The 14,888-nt window shown below is 67.5% G+C and carries 13 protein-coding genes, 1 tRNA gene and 2 pseudogenes; 10 read left to right on the top strand and 6 right to left on the bottom strand.

Annotated elements, in window-relative coordinates; genetic code table 11:
• The first annotated feature begins 269 nt into the window (after nt 1-269).
• From GE300_RS13455 to GE300_RS23895, 3 genes are all read left to right on the top strand, one after another.
• Nucleotides 270-671, top strand: a complete 402-nt coding sequence (locus GE300_RS13455) for a hypothetical protein (RefSeq protein ID WP_154447085.1) — start codon at nt 270-272, stop codon at nt 669-671.
• Nucleotides 668-1,132, top strand: coding sequence for a hypothetical protein (locus tag GE300_RS13450; protein WP_154447084.1), 465 nt, complete (start codon nt 668-670; stop codon nt 1,130-1,132). Before GE300_RS13455 ends, GE300_RS13450 begins: the two co-directional genes overlap by 4 nt.
• A gap of 458 nt (nt 1,133-1,590) precedes the next feature.
• Nucleotides 1,591-3,204: a recombinase family protein gene (locus tag GE300_RS23895; protein WP_407647724.1), complete on the top strand. Its 1,614-nt coding sequence runs from the start codon at nt 1,591-1,593 to the stop codon at nt 3,202-3,204.
• Here GE300_RS23895 and GE300_RS13430 read toward each other — a convergent pair.
• Nucleotides 3,161-3,237: transfer RNA gene (locus GE300_RS13430), tRNA-Met, on the bottom strand. The genes GE300_RS23895 and GE300_RS13430 overlap by 44 nt on opposite strands.
• A gap of 284 nt (nt 3,238-3,521) precedes the next feature.
• On the opposite strand from GE300_RS13430, the gene GE300_RS13425 reads away from it, so the two are divergent.
• The 3 genes from GE300_RS13425 to GE300_RS13415 all read left to right on the top strand — a co-directional run bounded on the left by GE300_RS13425 (nt 3,522) and on the right by GE300_RS13415 (nt 6,031).
• Complete coding sequence (locus GE300_RS13425) at nt 3,522-4,241, top strand: ABC transporter ATP-binding protein (RefSeq protein WP_325063231.1); 720 nt, start codon at nt 3,522-3,524, stop codon at nt 4,239-4,241.
• Complete coding sequence (locus GE300_RS13420; protein WP_325063230.1) at nt 4,238-5,029, top strand: ABC transporter permease; 792 nt, start codon at nt 4,238-4,240, stop codon at nt 5,027-5,029. Before GE300_RS13425 ends, GE300_RS13420 begins: the two co-directional genes overlap by 4 nt.
• A gap of 252 nt (nt 5,030-5,281) precedes the next feature.
• Complete coding sequence (locus tag GE300_RS13415) at nt 5,282-6,031, top strand: aspartate/glutamate racemase family protein (protein ID WP_325063232.1); 750 nt, start codon at nt 5,282-5,284, stop codon at nt 6,029-6,031.
• Here the strand turns inward: GE300_RS13415 and GE300_RS23890 are convergent.
• The gene (locus GE300_RS23890) at nt 5,944-6,420 is read right to left on the bottom strand and encodes an SDR family NAD(P)-dependent oxidoreductase (RefSeq protein WP_407647723.1); all 477 of its coding nucleotides are present in this window, start codon (nt 6,418-6,420) and stop codon (nt 5,944-5,946) included. The genes GE300_RS13415 and GE300_RS23890 overlap by 88 nt on opposite strands.
• Nucleotides 6,421-6,457: 37 nt before the next feature.
• Here GE300_RS23890 and GE300_RS23020 point away from each other — a divergent pair.
• Nucleotides 6,458-6,628 (top strand): annotated as a pseudogene (locus GE300_RS23020) (transcriptional regulator); the annotation flags it as partial.
• Nucleotides 6,629-6,682: 54 nt separating this feature from the next.
• Here GE300_RS23020 and GE300_RS13405 read toward each other — a convergent pair.
• On the bottom strand, nt 6,683-7,297 hold the full coding sequence (locus tag GE300_RS13405) for a response regulator transcription factor (RefSeq protein ID WP_154447081.1): 615 nt from the start codon (nt 7,295-7,297) through the stop codon (nt 6,683-6,685).
• Between the two features lie 236 nt (nt 7,298-7,533).
• Between GE300_RS13405 and GE300_RS13400 the strand changes: the two genes are divergently transcribed.
• From GE300_RS13400 to GE300_RS13390, 3 genes are all read left to right on the top strand, one after another.
• Entirely contained in the window at nt 7,534-8,055 is a 522-nt protein-coding gene (locus GE300_RS13400) for an oxidoreductase (protein ID WP_154447080.1), read from the top strand.
• A 48-nt stretch (nt 8,056-8,103) separates the two neighbouring features.
• Entirely contained in the window at nt 8,104-10,665 is a 2,562-nt protein-coding gene (locus GE300_RS13395) for a PAS domain-containing hybrid sensor histidine kinase/response regulator (RefSeq protein ID WP_154447079.1), read from the top strand.
• 213 nt (nt 10,666-10,878) lie between these two features.
• On the top strand, nt 10,879-11,703 hold the full coding sequence (locus GE300_RS13390; protein WP_154447078.1) for a metallophosphoesterase family protein: 825 nt from the start codon (nt 10,879-10,881) through the stop codon (nt 11,701-11,703).
• 29 nt (nt 11,704-11,732) lie between these two features.
• Here the strand turns inward: GE300_RS13390 and GE300_RS13385 are convergent, their stop codons facing one another.
• The 3 genes and pseudogenes from GE300_RS13385 to GE300_RS13375 all read right to left on the bottom strand — a co-directional run bounded on the left by GE300_RS13385 (nt 11,733) and on the right by GE300_RS13375 (nt 14,808).
• Nucleotides 11,733-12,638, bottom strand: a complete 906-nt coding sequence (locus GE300_RS13385) for an EamA family transporter (protein ID WP_154447077.1) — start codon at nt 12,636-12,638, stop codon at nt 11,733-11,735.
• 171 nt (nt 12,639-12,809) lie between these two features.
• Nucleotides 12,810-13,698 (bottom strand): annotated as a pseudogene (locus GE300_RS13380) (LysR substrate-binding domain-containing protein).
• 168 nt (nt 13,699-13,866) lie between these two features.
• Nucleotides 13,867-14,808 (bottom strand): carbohydrate kinase family protein, encoded by a 942-nt coding sequence (locus GE300_RS13375; protein ID WP_154447075.1) that lies wholly within the window; start codon nt 14,806-14,808, stop codon nt 13,867-13,869.
• Nucleotides 14,809-14,888: the final 80 nt, after the last annotated feature.

Below are 14,888 nucleotides of genomic sequence, written 5' to 3'. Positions count from 1 at the left end.
TGGCCTCCCCGGCCACGGCGAGGAGCGGGCAGGCCCTCTCCCCGACCTCTCCCATTAGCGACCGCTCGGCCGTCCTGTGACCAATTCGTGTCGCCTGCGACAGAAGCGGAGAACGAGGGCGCGCCGGTTCATTCTCTGCGTCGCGTCTCTTTGGGGCGAGAGCCGCAACGCAGAGGATGAACCGAAAGGCGCGAGAGACGAAAACGACGGTGGATCGAACAACCGCTTGACCCGGCCGACGAGCCGGACACTCCGAAACGGGAGATACCATGTTCGACCACATCACGACCTTCACCGCCCCGCCGTGCGCGCTCGATGACCTGCGGGCCTACCTGAGCGACCACCGCGACGCGCTTCTCGACTCGGCCGCGTTGCTTGGCGACCAGCCTGGCGTCCGACTTGCGCAGTCCGTCCTCGACGGCTTCGACACGCCTGGCACACCAACACGGCGCACGATGCGGGCTCTCGACGATCTGCTCGATCTGTTGATGCTCGAGAACGTGCACGATCCAGATCGGATCGAAGCGGCGCGCTTCGCGATGATCGACCCGGCGAACCCCATCGTCGAGGAGGTCTGCCTGCTCGCCGACGATCTCGACGACATGTTGGAAGCCTACCGGGCAGTGAAAAACGGTGGAGCGGCCACCTTCGTGCATGAGGTGGCAGCATGAGCGGCGCGACCGGTTTCCTTCCCCGCCTCACCGATCTCGTTGCAGGGGCCGAGCTGACGCCCGCTCTTGCGAGCAGTCTGGCGGCGATCGCACTGATGCAGGCGCACATCGCGGCCGAGGCGCTCCACGAGACCATCATTCCCAGCCTCGCACCGGCCAAGCGCGGCCTCGCGACGGACATCGCCCGGCGCCTGGGAACCAAGCGGTTCTTCCGCAATGACCTCGTGCGCGACCTGGAGACGCTGATCGCCTCGCTCGGTGTCGAAATCGACAACGGCACTCATCCGTTCTGGCACGGCGACGACAATCACGTCCGGGGCGGCTATCGCTCAGTCTTCGTCGAGCCTGGCGCAACCGCGCTTGCGGAGGCCAAGGGCGATATCGTGATGCTGCGCGATACCGTGCTGGCTGCGCTGAGCGCCGCACACGCCCTGCACGATGCCGGCTTTCAGTTCGACTGAATGCCACCGGTGGCGCCTCACAGAGGGCGCCGCCACTTGAGGGCTCTGAGAGCCCCGTTCGCGGACGGATCACCGCGAACCGGCGTGTCGACCCCAATCCTCTGCTGCTGCCCTCGACACGCCAATTGACCAAATTGTTTCTACGGCCGGCGGGTCTTCGATCTGTCTTCCAAGCCGCTGAATGACGCCCAGTCTGAAATGACGGTGAAGATCACGCAACCGTGATCTCTGGTCATTAAGTCGGCTGGTCCCGACGGTCCGATGTTCCGCCTGACAAAATCACGACACGAGCCGGAACAGCGCATTGCCAAACAAGTCCATGCATATCCAGGGGAGGGTAAAACCATGACAGCCCCACTCCGCGACGGGTATGCTTCGGCCTTGGACCCCGCGCTGCTGGACCTCGTGAGGGCTCTCGCCCGGGCCGATGCCCGGCGTGACACCGCAGGAGATCAAGAATGCAACGCCGTGCCGCAATCTACGCCCGATACTCGACCGCGCTCCAATCGGACCGCTCCATTGAAGATCAGGTGGAGCTCTGTCGAAGCTACCTGAGACGCGAAGGTTACGGCGAGGTCGCGGTCTTCGAAGATCGTGCCATGACCTCCGAAACCCTCATCGGTCGTGTCGGCCTCGCCCAACTGCTCGAAGCCGCCCGTAACAGAAGCTTCGATGCCGTCTTGGTCGAATGTGTCGATCGCATCAGCCGGGATTCCGGTGATCTGCACCAGGTCTCAAAACTGCTGCGATTCAGCGAAATCGACATCATCTCGGCCAATGAAGGTGTGCAGAACGAGATACAGATCGGCGTTCGCGGCCTTATGGGCACGCTGTTCCTCAAGGATCTCCGTGAAAAGATCCATCGCGGGATGGTCGGAAACATACGCGAGGGCCTGAGTGCCGGTGGCAAGGCCTATGGCTACTCTCCGATCCTTGGGAAACCGGGCGAGCTTCAAGTTGTGGAACATGAGGCTGATGTGATCCGGAGAATTTTCCAGGAATACGCGGAAGGAAATTCGCCCCGGCTGATCGCCCACGATCTGAACGCAGAGGGCATCTTGCCGCCGCGGGGCGTGAAGTGGAACGCCTCCACGCTGAACGGTAGCGCCGATCGGGGCTACGGCATCCTTCGCAATGCAATCTACGCCGGCGTTCTTGTCTGGGACCGGGTGCGGATGGTGCTCGATCCGGCCACCGGCAAGCGCGTCAGCCGTGTGAAACCTCGCGAAGATTGGAAATACGCCGACGTGCCGCACCTGCGGATCGTCGAAGAGGACCTCTGGGACGCTGTTCAGGAGCGGCTCTCGCAGCAGTCTCATGCGAAGTCGGTAGGGAAGTCGACCCGGACGCCTGCACGGCCGTTCTCAGGCCGTCTGAAATGCGGCTGCTGCGGCGGCGGCATGGCGATCCATGACCGGAAGGGTAGTGCGATCCGGATTGCCTGCTCGACGTCTCGCGAGAGCGGGTCGTGCGGCAACTCCGGGAAGTTCCGCCTGGATCAGATTGAGGACGAGATCTTTTCGGCCCTCCACGATCATCTTCTGCATCCCGCGTATATCGAGGAATACATTTCGACCTACGAGCAGGAGCGGAAGTCGCTGGCCGACACGGGAAAGGCGGATCACGGCAAGCTCCAGCGCGCTGTTGCAGAAGCACGCAACCTGTTCGACCGTCGTCTCAAGCTCTACGAGCGCGGCGTCCTGGACGGCGATGATGGCGAGGCGAAGCTTCTCGAAGCGAAGAAAGGTCTTCGCGCAGCGGAGGCCGAGCTTGCGGCGCTGGACGAAGCCGACGAGGCCATGGTTTTCGATCCGGTCGCGCCGGCGCGCTACGCGTCCGCCCTGCGCGACCTGATGACTTCCCTTACCTCCGCCGATGGAAAGCCCGACAACAACGCACGGGATGCAGTTCGGTCCCTCGTGTCGGAAATCATCGTCTTTCCGCTCAAGGACGACGGCGTCCCTGTAGAGGTCAGGGGGCGCTTGAGCGCCCTCATCTCGAACCGTGGCTTCAAAGTGGGGGGTGCGATGGTAGCGGAGGAGGGACTTGAACCCCCGACACGCGGATTATGATTCCGCTGCTCTAACCAGCTGAGCTACTCCGCCACGGCGAAGCGGTGTTTAGGGAAACGGGCCGGGGGCGTCAAGCGGGAATAGGCACGCTGACGTCTTCGGGGGCGGGTTCCCAGCTCAGGCACGGGACCCGGCGTTTCCGCATGCGACCCACGTCATGCAAGTGCGCCCAGCCCAGGTGGATCGGACGGCCAATTGCCGCAACCAGCGGCGATCCTTCGGTCTGGCGACGGGTCCACTTGCCAACGAGCCGGGGACGTATAACCTGATGGTGCCCGGCCCGACCGGAAGACAGAGCGACTGGAAACCGTGATCGCGTGACCGGCCTATGCGTTCAGGATCTATCCTTCAGTTATGGTCCCAGGCAGGCGCTGGACGGCGTGGGCTTCTCGGCCTGCGCAGGCGATTTCTGCGCGCTTCTCGGTCCAAACGGCGCGGGCAAGACCACGCTGTTCGCGCTCATGACGCGGCTGTTCGCCACCCGCTCCGGCCGGATCGAGATCGCCGGTCACGACCTGTCGCGCGACAGACAGGGCGCGCTGGCGGCGCTGGGGGTCGTGTTCCAGCAGCCGACGCTCGACCTTGACCTGTCGGTGCGCCAGAACCTGGCCTACTTTCTGGCGCTCCACGGGGTTTCGGGACGCGTGGCCGGGCGCCGGATCGATGCCGCGCTGGAAAAACTGGGCATGGCCGACCGCGCGGCCGAGAAGGTGCGGGCGCTGAACGGCGGCCACCGGCGCCGCGCCGAGATCGCCCGCGCCCTGAGCCACGGGCCGAATGTGCTGCTGCTGGACGAGCCGACCGTGGGACTTGACGCCGCCAGCCGCGCCTCGATCACGGATGAGGTTCACGCTCTGGCGCGGGATCGGGGGGTCACGGTGCTTTGGGCCACCCACCTGACCGACGAGGTGCGCGACGAGGACCGGTTGATCGTGCTGCATCGCGGCCGCGTGCTGGCGGATACCACCGGAGCCGGTTTCCGGGGACGGCGAAGCCTGTCCGACGCCTTCCTGGACGCGACCGGAGAGCGCCCGTGACTGCCTATCTGGTGGCCCTGCGCGCCATCGTCGCACGCGAAATGCTGCGCTTCGTCCACCAGCGCGGGCGCTTCGTCTCGGCGCTGGTGCGGCCGCTGGTCTGGCTGCTGGTGTTCGCCGCCGGCTTTCGGGCGGCGCTGGGTCTGTCGATCATCCCGCCATACCAGACATACATCACCTACGAGACCTACATCGTCCCCGGCCTGTGCGGGATGATCATGCTCTTCAACGGCATGCAATCCTCGCTGAGCCTGGTCTACGACCGGGAGATGGGTTCGATGCGGCTTCTGCTGACCAGTCCGCTGCCGCGATGGTGGCTTCTGGTGTGCCGGCTGATCGGGGCCACCGCGATCTCGGTCGCGCAGGTCTACGCCTTCCTGGCCATTGCCGCACTGTTCGGAATCCGTGTGCCACCGGTCGGCTACGTCGCCGTGCTGCCTGCGCTCGTCGTCGCCGGGTTGATGCTGTCGGCGCTCGGTCTGGCGTTGTCGAGCCTGATCCGTCAGCTCGAGAATTTCGCGGGGGTGATGAACTTCGTCATCTTCCCGATGTTCTTCCTGTCGTCCGCGCTCTACCCGTTGTGGAAGATGGCGGAGTCGAGCCGCCTTCTTCACGACATCAGTGTGATCAATCCGTTCACGCACGCGGTCGAACTGATCCGCTTCGCGCTTCATGCCAGCTGGAACGGCGCGGCGTTGCTGTGGGTGCTGCTCTCCCTCGTGGCGTTCATGGCGCTGGCCCTTTGGGGATACGATCCCGGGCGCGGCATGATGTGGCGCAAGGGCTAGCCCGGCGCGGCGCGATGCATGGGATCGAGCTAAGGGCCCGGTCCTGAAGGGGCGGGGGGAACTAACTGCCGTGGGCAGAGCGGGTTGACCCGCCGGTCGCGAACAATTCGGTGGACCGGCGGAAGCCGAGGGGGCATTTCTTGCAAGGTGCGACCGGGCGCGGCAAGGCGGGCTGTGACGTCCGTTGCAGCCCGCTGTGGCGCAAAGCTGTCGCCCCCGGAAATGGCACGAGAGGGAAACGAGACGTTGTCTGTGCAGCACGGTGGAAAGGCGGTCTACGGCGCCAGTCTGGGGATCCTGATGCTCGAGGCGCGCTTTCCGCGGATCCACGGCGACATCGGCAATGCCGCCACCTGGCCGTTCCCGGTTCAGTACCGGGTGGTGCGCGGGGCCAGCCCCGACAAGGTGGTTTGTCAGGATCCGATGGAACTCGCCGACCGGTTCGGCGATGCCGCGCGGGATCTGGTCGCAGCGGGCTGCGACGGGTTGACCACCAACTGCGGATTCCTGGCGCTGCTGCAGGACAGGATCGCGCGGGAGGTGCCGGTGCCGGTGGCGACGTCGTCGCTGATGCAGATCCCGATGGTGCAGCGGATGTTGCCGCCGGGGCGGCGCGTCGGCGTTCTGACGATCTCGAAGGCGTCGCTGACGCATCGGCACCTGATCGCGGCGGGGGTCGAGGACCCCGCCGCCGTGCCCGTCGCCGGGACCGACGGCGGCCGCGAATTCTCGCGCGCCATACTGGAAGACCGCGTCGCCATCGACTTCGCCGCCTGTCGGCTGGACATGCTGGACGCGGCACGGGAGCTGGTCGAGACGCATCCCGACGTCGGCGCGATCGTGCTCGAGTGTACCAACATGACGCCGTATGCGGCAGATATCCGCAAGGCGACGGGGCGGACGGTCTATTCGATCTACAGCCTCGTGCGCTGGTTCCAGCACGCGCTCATGCCGGACCGGTTCGAGCTGACGCTTGAGGACCCGCGACACGACGCGGGGTGAACCGGGCGCCGCCTGTCCGGTTCGGGGCCGGTCAGAACAGGCGCCGGAACAGGCTGTGGGGCACAGGCTGTGGGGCACAGTGCCTCCGACGGTGAACCCCCAGGCAGACGGCGGCGGAAAGCCGGTCGAGAATTGCCCCGACCGATGGGCGACGACATGTGCCTCGGCCTCGTCCGACACATGATCTGCGGCATGGGGAAGTCGTTCTTTTCCGTCAGCCGCGTGCGGATGAAACCGGGGTTGGCGCGCTGCACGGTGACGCCGCTGCCCTTCAGGTCCTTCGCCATGTCCTCGGCGAGGTGCATCAGCCCGGCCTTGCTGGCGGCGTAGCCAATCGATCCGGGCAGTCCCGCGAAACCGGCGAGCGAGCCGAAATAGCGGGCGGGCACGGTGACCGCCTGCACCACGGCGCGTCCGCCCTCGGCCGACCGGACCGGCAATTTCGGCGTCGGCGACGTGGAGATCGCCGATTCCGAGCTGGATCCCACCCCCGTCGCCGGTTCGGCCAAGCCGTGCGTCTGCCTGGCCGCCACGGACGCGCCGCTGAGGTTTCATGGCCTGCTGCCACGCCGGCTCCAGCCGTTGTTCCGGATCTGAGATCGCTCGCCCGGAACTGTCCTTCGACGTGCGGGCCGCTTCCGCTGCCGCCGGTCAGAAAATTCCCGCGTTCTTCGCGAGCAGCGCCGCCTGGGTCCGGTTCGCCGCGCCGATCTTGCGATAGAGCGTCTTCACGTGCAGCTTCACCGTCGGCTCGGTGATCTGCAGGTCGCGGGCGATTTCCTTGTTGGACTTGCCCTGGGTCAGGCCTTCGAGCACCTGCAACTCGCGTTTCGAGAGTTTCTCGGCCAGGGCGTGCCGCGGCGCCTCGTCGGGGGCGGTCATGTACTCCAGCGGCGCGTACTGCTCGCCCATCCCCATGAAATGGACGGCGTTGTAGAGCGACTTCGCCGACAGGGTCTTGGGCAGGAATCCGGCCGCACCCGCGGCCAGGGCCTTCTCGGCGATGTCGCGGCTGGCGACGCCGGATATCAGCGCCACGCGCTGGCCGCCGGCATGGCGCATCGCCCGCTCCAGCCCCTCCAGCCCGTTCATGCCGGGCATGTTGAAATCCAGCAGGATCAGATCGAACGGCCCCGCCTCGTCGATCTGCTGCAACGCGGTGCCCAGATCCGGGACGCAGACGGTCTCGATCCCGCCCGCGCTCTCCAGGTAAAGGACGAGCGTGTCGCGCAGCAAGTCGTGGTCGTCGGCGATCAGGATCCTCATGGTCGACACTTCTGCCTGCTGAATGCTGTGCCTGCAACGGACACGGTACCGGGATCACGCGCGGCCGAACAGATTCGAACAGACGGTGCGCACGACGGCAACGTGACACCGGCGGCTCGGTGAGTGATTACTGCAACCTATCCGATTGGATAGCTTGCCTATTCCGCTGTGCAGGTAGCGGTCCGGAGACGCCATGCTAGATAGTGACGGCAAGCGCATCCAGCGACGGGGCAGCCATGACCATACGCCACATCGCGCGACTGGCAGGCGCGGCGACCTTTGCGGCGGTTCTTCCGGCGCACGCTTCCCCGGCGGACGGCCTTCCCGACCCTTCCGGAGAAATCGTCCTGACCGTTACCGGCGACCTCGCCGCGACCAACGGCGATGACGTGGCGCAATTCGACCTCGAGATGCTCCGGTCCATGGACAGTCGCAGCTTCGTGACCGAAACGATCTGGACGGACGGCGCGCAGACTTTCGAGGGCGTCGGACTGGACACGCTGCTCGAGACTCTGGGTGTGGAGGAAGGGACGCTTACGGCAACCGCCATCAACGACTACGCGGTCGTGATCCCGATCGGGGATGCGGTCGCCGATGGACCGATCATCGCCTACAGTCGCAACGGCGACCTGATGTCAGTGCGCGACAAGGGGCCGCTCTGGATCGTGTATCCCTATGACGCCAATCCCGAGTACAGGTCCGAGCGGGTCTACGCGCGCAGTATCTGGCAACTTGACCGGATTACGGTTACCGATTGACCGGTGCCCCGCATGGGGCGGATACACCCGAGGAAAGGCGGCTGACCGGTGGCGGACGCCCAATCACGCACCGTCCGGACCAGATACTGGCTGAGATCGACCGCACTCGGTGCCGCCATCGGCGTGTGCATCCTCGCCATCGGCACGCTTGGGCATGAGGTGTACGAGCAGCTCGAAAATCTGGAGACGGCGAACTCCGACAACGTGAACTGGACCCTGTCCCAGCTGGAGGTGGAATTCCTGCAGTTCGAACTTGCCGCGCATGAAGCCGGGCGCGGCGGCTCGCTGGACGATCTGCGCCGGAAGTTCGACATCTTCTACAGCCGGCTCGTCACTATCGACCAGGGCTCGGCCTATCGCGAGCTGACGCTGCATGAGGACTTCAGCGTGCCGCTGCTGCGGCTGCGCGACTTCCTCGACCGGACCGTGCCGCTGATCGACGGCCCGCCGGAGGAGCTTCAGGCCGCGCTGCCGCGGCTGCGCGCGACGGCGGACGCGGTCCATGACGACGTCCGCAAGCTGGCGCTGAGCGGCCTCGAGCAGTTCGTGGCGCGATCCGACGCGACCCGCGAAAGCATCGCGTCGACGCTTCTGGATCTGGCGCTGCTGACGACGGCGCTGGTGCTGGTGCTGATCCTGCTGCTGATCCTGTTGCTGCGGATGATTCGCATCAGCGACCGGCAGGCGCAGACACAGCGGATCACCGCCTCGCGCTTGCAGACGATCCTCGCGACGTCGCTCGACGCCGTCGTCGTGGTGGACAGCAACGGCATCGTGCGCGAATTCAACGGCGCCGCGGAACGGGTCTTCGGCTATACCCGCGACGAGGCGATGGGCCAGGCGATGTCCGAGTTGCTCATGCCCGAGACGTATCGCCGAGCGCACGAAGCCGGCATGAAGCGCCATCGCCAGACCGGCGCGCGGCGGCTGATCGGGTCGGGCCGGGTCGAACTCGAGGCGCTTCGCAAGTCCGGCGAGATCTTCCCGGTGGAACTGTCGGTCGATGTCGCGGACGATCGTGACGGCGAGATCTACGTCGCCTACATGCGCGACATTACCGACCGCCGGCGAGCCCAGGAAGAGCTTGTCGACGCACGCGACAGGGCGCTGGCGGGCGAGAAGGCCAGGGCCGATTTCCTGGCGGTGATGAGCCACGAGATGCGCACCCCGCTCAACGGTCTGCTCGGGACGCTGAACCTGTTGCGGGACACGGTGCTGACGCAGGCGCAGCGCGCCTACGTCGACATCATGGACAACTCGGGGCGGCTGCTGCTGCACCATGTCAACGACGTGCTGGACATCTCGAAGTTCGAGGCGGGCAAGGTCGAACTGACAAGCAGCGCTTTCGATCTGGACCGGCTGCTGCGAGAGATCGTGGCCATCCAGCAAAGTGTCGCGGCGACGCAGGGCAACATGCTCGGCCATCGCTGGATCGGCGATCCGCCCGGCACCGTGGTCGGCGACCCGGTGCGGCTGCGCCAGGTTCTGCTGAACCTCGTCGGGAACGCCTTGAAGTTCACGCATGGCGGCGAGGTGACGATCGAGGTTGAAGTCGATACCGCCGGAGAGCGCCCGTGCGCCGAGTTCCGGGTGATCGACACCGGGATCGGCATACCGGAAAGGGATCTCGACCGGATCTTCAAGGATTTCGAGACGGTCGATTCCACCTACGGCCGCCAGTTCGGCGGTACCGGGCTGGGGTTGGGCATTGCCCGTCGGCTGACGCTGGCGATGGGCGGCGAGATCGGCGCCGAAAGCATCGAAAATGCGGGCAGCGTGTTCTGGGTCCGGCTGCCGCTGGAGAGGCGCGCGCAGAACGGGCCCGATGGCCCCGAAAGCACGCCACGGCGTCCGGACCGGGTTCTCGACGTGCTGATCGTCGAGGACAACCGCGTCAACCGGGTCGTCCTGCGCGCGATGCTGGAGCGCGACGGACACCGGGTCACCGAAGCGGAGAGCGGCGAGCAGGGCGTGGCGCTTGCCGCCAGGACGCGGTTCGATGCCATCCTGATGGACATCAGCATGCCAGTGATGGACGGTGTCGCCGCAACCCGGGCGATCCGGGACGGAACGGGGGCCTCGAGACGCACGCCGATCCTTGCCGTTACGGCGCACGCGCTTCCCGCCGATATCGAGACGTTTCGCGCCGCCGGCATGTCGGGCCACATCACCAAGCCGATCGACCACGCGGTGCTGGCCGACCTGCTGCAGCGTCCGGCCGGGGTGGCGGCGGATCCGGCGGACGTGCCGCGAACCGCCCCGCCGGTCGGGCAGTTGGTCGATTTCGCCAAGGTCGCGGAACTTACGGAGAGCCTGGGCGCCGAACAGGTACACAGCTTGCTCGGCCGGTTCGGGACCGAAGCCGAGGCCGCGATCGCGGCGCTCAGGGCATGTGATGACGAGATGCCGGACGATACGGCGCTGGCACTGCTGCACCGTCTGGCCGGGTCGGCGGGAACATTGGGCTTTGCAGGGCTGCATGCGCAGCTCTCGCAGTTCCAGACCGATGCTCGAGAAGGTCAGCGCCGGAGCCTTGCCGGAACCGCGGACGTGCTGGAGCGGTTGTGGTCGGAGAGCCGCAAGGAGCTGGAGGATCTGGTGCCCTGCTGAACCGCGAAATTCCCGGTGTGTGAACGATCGTTCAGTTCAGGGCGAGATCGCCGGCGTGGACCGCGCCGGCCCATCGGGAACGCTCGCGCCGCCAGGTCGGCACGATACGTCACCTGCCGTCATGCTTGGCGAACCGGCCCGCGGCGCCTAGCCTGTTCGAGATCCCCTGCGCCGCGGGCTGCGGTGCCGTGCAGTGACCGCGAAAGGCCCTAGGTGTCGTCCTTCGAAATTTTCCAGATCAGCGATCCGCATCTGTCACCGGCGCGTCCGCAATTCGTGCCGAACTTCGAGATTGCGCGCGATCTGATCGACGGCTTCCGACCGGATCTGGTCGTCTGCACCGGCGATCTGACGGTCGAAGCGCCGGATCGCCCGGCCGAGCTGGAATTCGCGCGCCAGGCTCTGGACAGCCTTCGGTCCCCCCGGAAAGTGATACCGGGCAACCATGATGTCGGCGACAATCCCGATGCGGGTCATGCGCCGGAACGCCCGGTCTGTGCGGAATGGCTTGCGGCGTACGAGCGGGTGTTCGGCGACGGCCGCTGGGTGATGCGAGAAGCGGCGTGGACCCTGATCGGGCTGAACGCACAGCTGTTCAACTCGGGCCTGCCGCAGGAGGCGGCGCAGCTGGACTGGCTGGCTGACAGGCTGGACGGCGCGGCCGGTCCGGTGGCGATCTTCTGTCACAAGCCGCTTTTCTGCGAGGTGCCGGACGAGACACCGGCGCTGCGCCCGTTCTTCGTGCCCACCGCGACCCGCCCGGCGCTGGTCGGGCTGCTGCGGCGGGCCGACGTGCGGCTGTTTGCCAGCGGTCATGTTCACCAGGGGCGCGACCGGACGCAGGCGGGCGTCCGCCACGTCTGGGCGCCGCCGGTCTCGTTCGTCCTGCCCGACGCGATGCAGCCACGCTACGGCACCAAGGCCTGCGGCCTGGTCCGTTACCGTTTCACCCCCGACGCGCTCGCCGTGGAAATGCTGTACCCCGAGCAGTTGATGTCGCCGGCCGAGGATATCGTCGCGCAGGCCTACGCCGCCTAGACGGCGCGGCCGGTCCTTGCGCGCCGGTCTCATGTGCCGGCAGGTGCGGCGCCGCCGGTGCCCGGTGCGCGGGTCCGGAGCGCGGCCGGCGCATGCGCCGCCCGCTGTCCCGCCCAGACCGAGAGCAGGATCGCCGTCGCACCAGCGCCCTGTACCAGCGTCAGCGCTTCGCCCAGCAGGATCCAGCCCGGCAGCACCGCCGTGACCGGGCTCATCATGCCAGGCATCGACACCGCCGACGGCTCGATCCGGCCGATGCCGCGGAACCAAAGCCCGTAGGTCGCCGCGGCGCCGACCAGCCCCAGCCACAGCAGCCCGACCAGATTGGCCCCGGACTGTGGCGGCAGCGGCGGTTCAAGCAGCAGCGCCATCGGCAGCAGCAGCAGCCCGCCCGCAATCAGTCGCCAGGCGGTAAAGGTCAGCGGCGGCACGGACGGGCGCCATTTGCGGCTGAGCACCGTGCCCAGCGCCATGGACGCCGCGCCACCGATGCCGGCAGCCAGCCCCAGCGGGTCCAGCGCCGCCTCCGGGCCCAGCACCAGCGCCGCGACGCCGGCCATGCCGGCAAGCGCGGCCAGCACCGCCCCTGCGCGCACCGGCGCGCCCAGCAGCCCGCGCGCCAGCAGGATTACCAGCAGCGCCTGGAGCGATCCGAGGGTAGCCGCCACGCCGCCCGGCAATCTGTAGGCGGCAACGAACAGCAGGCACCAGAAAACCGGGAAGTTCAGCGCGCCGAGCAGGAACACGCGGCCCAGCCAGTCGCGCGGCGGCAGATGTCGCGTCAGCGCCAGCAGCAGCAGCCCGGCGGGCAGTGCGCGCAGCGCGGCCACGGTGACCGGGTAGCGGGGGGGCAGGAACTCGGTGGTGACGTAGTATGTGCTGCCCCAGACGGCGGGTGCCAGCGCTGTCAGCAGCAGATCGGTGGAACGGGACATCGGAGTTATGTTTCCTCAGATGCGCCCGGCCATTGCGCGGCCGGGCTGAGATCAGACGGCGGAACGGGTCGGCACAGGACTATGCCGCGCGGCGTTGCCGGTGTCCGGCAACACGGTCGCATCGGCCGCAGACCGGGCCGTGCGGGGCGTGTGCGGGGATCGCGGCGGCATTCACGCCGCCCAGCGCTCCGACGGCGCGGGCGCTGCCGCCAGCCGCGCCGCGATCTGCGCGACGTGTCGACCCTGGTAGCGGGCGCCGGAAAGCTCGGTCTCGGTCGGCTGCCGGGAGCCGTCGCCGCCCGGCAGGACCGGCACCAGCCGGCCCGCGCGTTCCTCGGGGCCCGAGATGAAATCCGGCAGCGCCCCGATCCCTTGCCCGGCGATCAGCAAGTCGCGCAGCACCAGGCTGCTGCCGACTGTCAGGCGCGGGGCGATCGGGATGTCGATCTCGCCCTCCGGGCCGATCAGCGGCCAGCCGGCGGCGCGGTCGATCAGCAGGTAGCTGACCGCCGCGTGATCCCTCAGCGCATCGGGAGATGCAGGCGTGCCGTGCGCCGCGAGGTATCCGGGCGCCGCGAACAGTCGCCGCTCCACCCGCGCGAGGCGGCGGGCGATCAGCCCCGAATCCGGCAACCCGGCGAGGATACGGATCGAGATGTCGTAACCGCCCCCGATCATGTCCACAAACGTGATCGTCCAGCGACAGCTCGATCTCGACGCGCGGGTACCGGTCCAGGAACCCGGGCAGGGCGGGACCCAGCACGATCTGCCCGAAGCTGTGCGGCGCGTTCACCCGCAACCGCCCCTGCACGCTGCCGGCGGCCAGCCGCACGCGCTCTTCGGCGGCATCGATCTCGGCCAGGATCCGGCGGGCCTCGTCGTAGTACTGCCGGCCGTGTTCGGTCAGGGCCATGCTGCGGGTGGTGCGCGACAGCAGGCTGCAGCCGAGGCTGGAGTCCAGCAGCTTGACCTCGCGGCTCAGCAGCGCCGGCGACACGCCCAGATCCTCGGCCGCGCGCACGAAGCTGCCGCGCTCGACGATGCGGCAGTACGCCTTCATGACCGACAGCCTGTCCAGCGAAGCCTCCCCGGATTGCGGTTCGACCCTAGCCGGTGCCCGGCGGCGGGGAAATGGTCTGTGGCCGGAGCGTCGCCGCTGCGGACGCGCGGCTGTCGCAGCAATGCAGGCCCGGGCATGGCGGACCGGGCCTGCACCGAAGCCGCGGGCTCAGCCCGCCTGCAGTTGGGCCAGAGTCGGAGGATTGCAGCCCGAGCGTTCGCAGTTGATCGCCGCCGCGCGCGCCGCGACCTTCAGGAATTCCGCCGCCTCGGCTGCGGACAGTCCCGTCAGCCCGCCGCGCGACAGCTTTCCGCGGCGGCGCGTTTCGGCCATCAGCGTGCCCATGAACGTGTCGCCGGCGCCGACCGTGTCCTTCAACTCGCGGACCGGGTGAACCGGCACAGTGACCTCGCCGTCGGCAGTGATCGCGAATGCGCCCTGGGCGCCCAGCGTCAGCACCACCAGCCCCGCCGACGAGCGCGCGGCGATCCTGCGCGCAGCCGCGCGCGGATCCTCTCCGGGCGCCAGCCAGGCGATGTCCTCGTCCGACAGCTTCACCAGGTCCGCGCCTGCCAGCAGGTGATCCAGCCGCTCCAGATAACGATCCCGGTCATGTATGAACGCCGCCCGGATATTGGGATCGAGCGCGGTGAAGATCCCGCGGCCGGCCAGATCGTCGTACAGCGCCGTCCACGCCCTTGCGTCCGGCCCGTCGGTGATCGCCAGCGAGCCGATGAAGAAGGCCTCGGCCGCATCCGGAACCAGCGCGGCCAGGCCCTCGTGCGTCACGTCCCGCTCGGCCGTGCCTTCGCGGTAGAACTGGTAGCGCGCCTGGCCGTCGGTCAGCGACACCACCGCCAGCGACGTCGGGCGCGGAGAGCCGGGGTGCAGCGCGGTCATGTTCGGCACCTTCACCAGGTCCGCCAGCAACTGCCGACCCAGCGGATCGGACGAGAACGGCGTGAGGTAGCCGACCGGCACCTCCTGCAACGCCGTCGCCTTGGCGACATTGAAGGGCGCGCCGCCGGGCACCGCGCGATAGGCCGGGTGTCCGCCGTCTGGTGGGTCCTGGATGAAGTCGATCAGGTTTTCTCCGCCCACAAGGATCATGCTTCTGGTGTCTCCGTTCTCGGATGGTCAGGGCCGGACCGGAACAATGGCACAGATCTGCGGTGCTTGGTAAGGGGCCG

Origin of the sequence: Halovulum marinum, assembly GCF_009697225.1 — a bacterium.
Lineage (GTDB): Bacteria > Pseudomonadota > Alphaproteobacteria > Rhodobacterales > Rhodobacteraceae > Halovulum > Halovulum marinum.
Note: the sequence above shows the minus strand (reverse complement) of the source record. Positions and strands in the feature narration are given on the sequence as shown.

Coding starts and splice junctions, on each gene's coding strand:
- GE300_RS13455 (WP_154447085.1), top strand. CDS start 270: ATGTTCGACCACATCACGACCTTCACCGCCCCGCCGTGCGCGCTCGAT.
- GE300_RS13450 (WP_154447084.1), top strand. CDS start 668: ATGAGCGGCGCGACCGGTTTCCTTCCCCGCCTCACCGATCTCGTTGCA.
- GE300_RS23895 (WP_407647724.1), top strand. CDS start 1,591: ATGCAACGCCGTGCCGCAATCTACGCCCGATACTCGACCGCGCTCCAA.
- GE300_RS13405 (WP_154447081.1), bottom strand. CDS start 7,297: ATGAGGATCCTGATCGCCGACGACCACGACTTGCTGCGCGACACGCTC.
- GE300_RS13400 (WP_154447080.1), top strand. CDS start 7,534: ATGACCATACGCCACATCGCGCGACTGGCAGGCGCGGCGACCTTTGCG.
- GE300_RS13385 (WP_154447077.1), bottom strand. CDS start 12,638: ATGTCCCGTTCCACCGATCTGCTGCTGACAGCGCTGGCACCCGCCGTC.
- GE300_RS13375 (WP_154447075.1), bottom strand. CDS start 14,808: ATGATCCTTGTGGGCGGAGAAAACCTGATCGACTTCATCCAGGACCCA.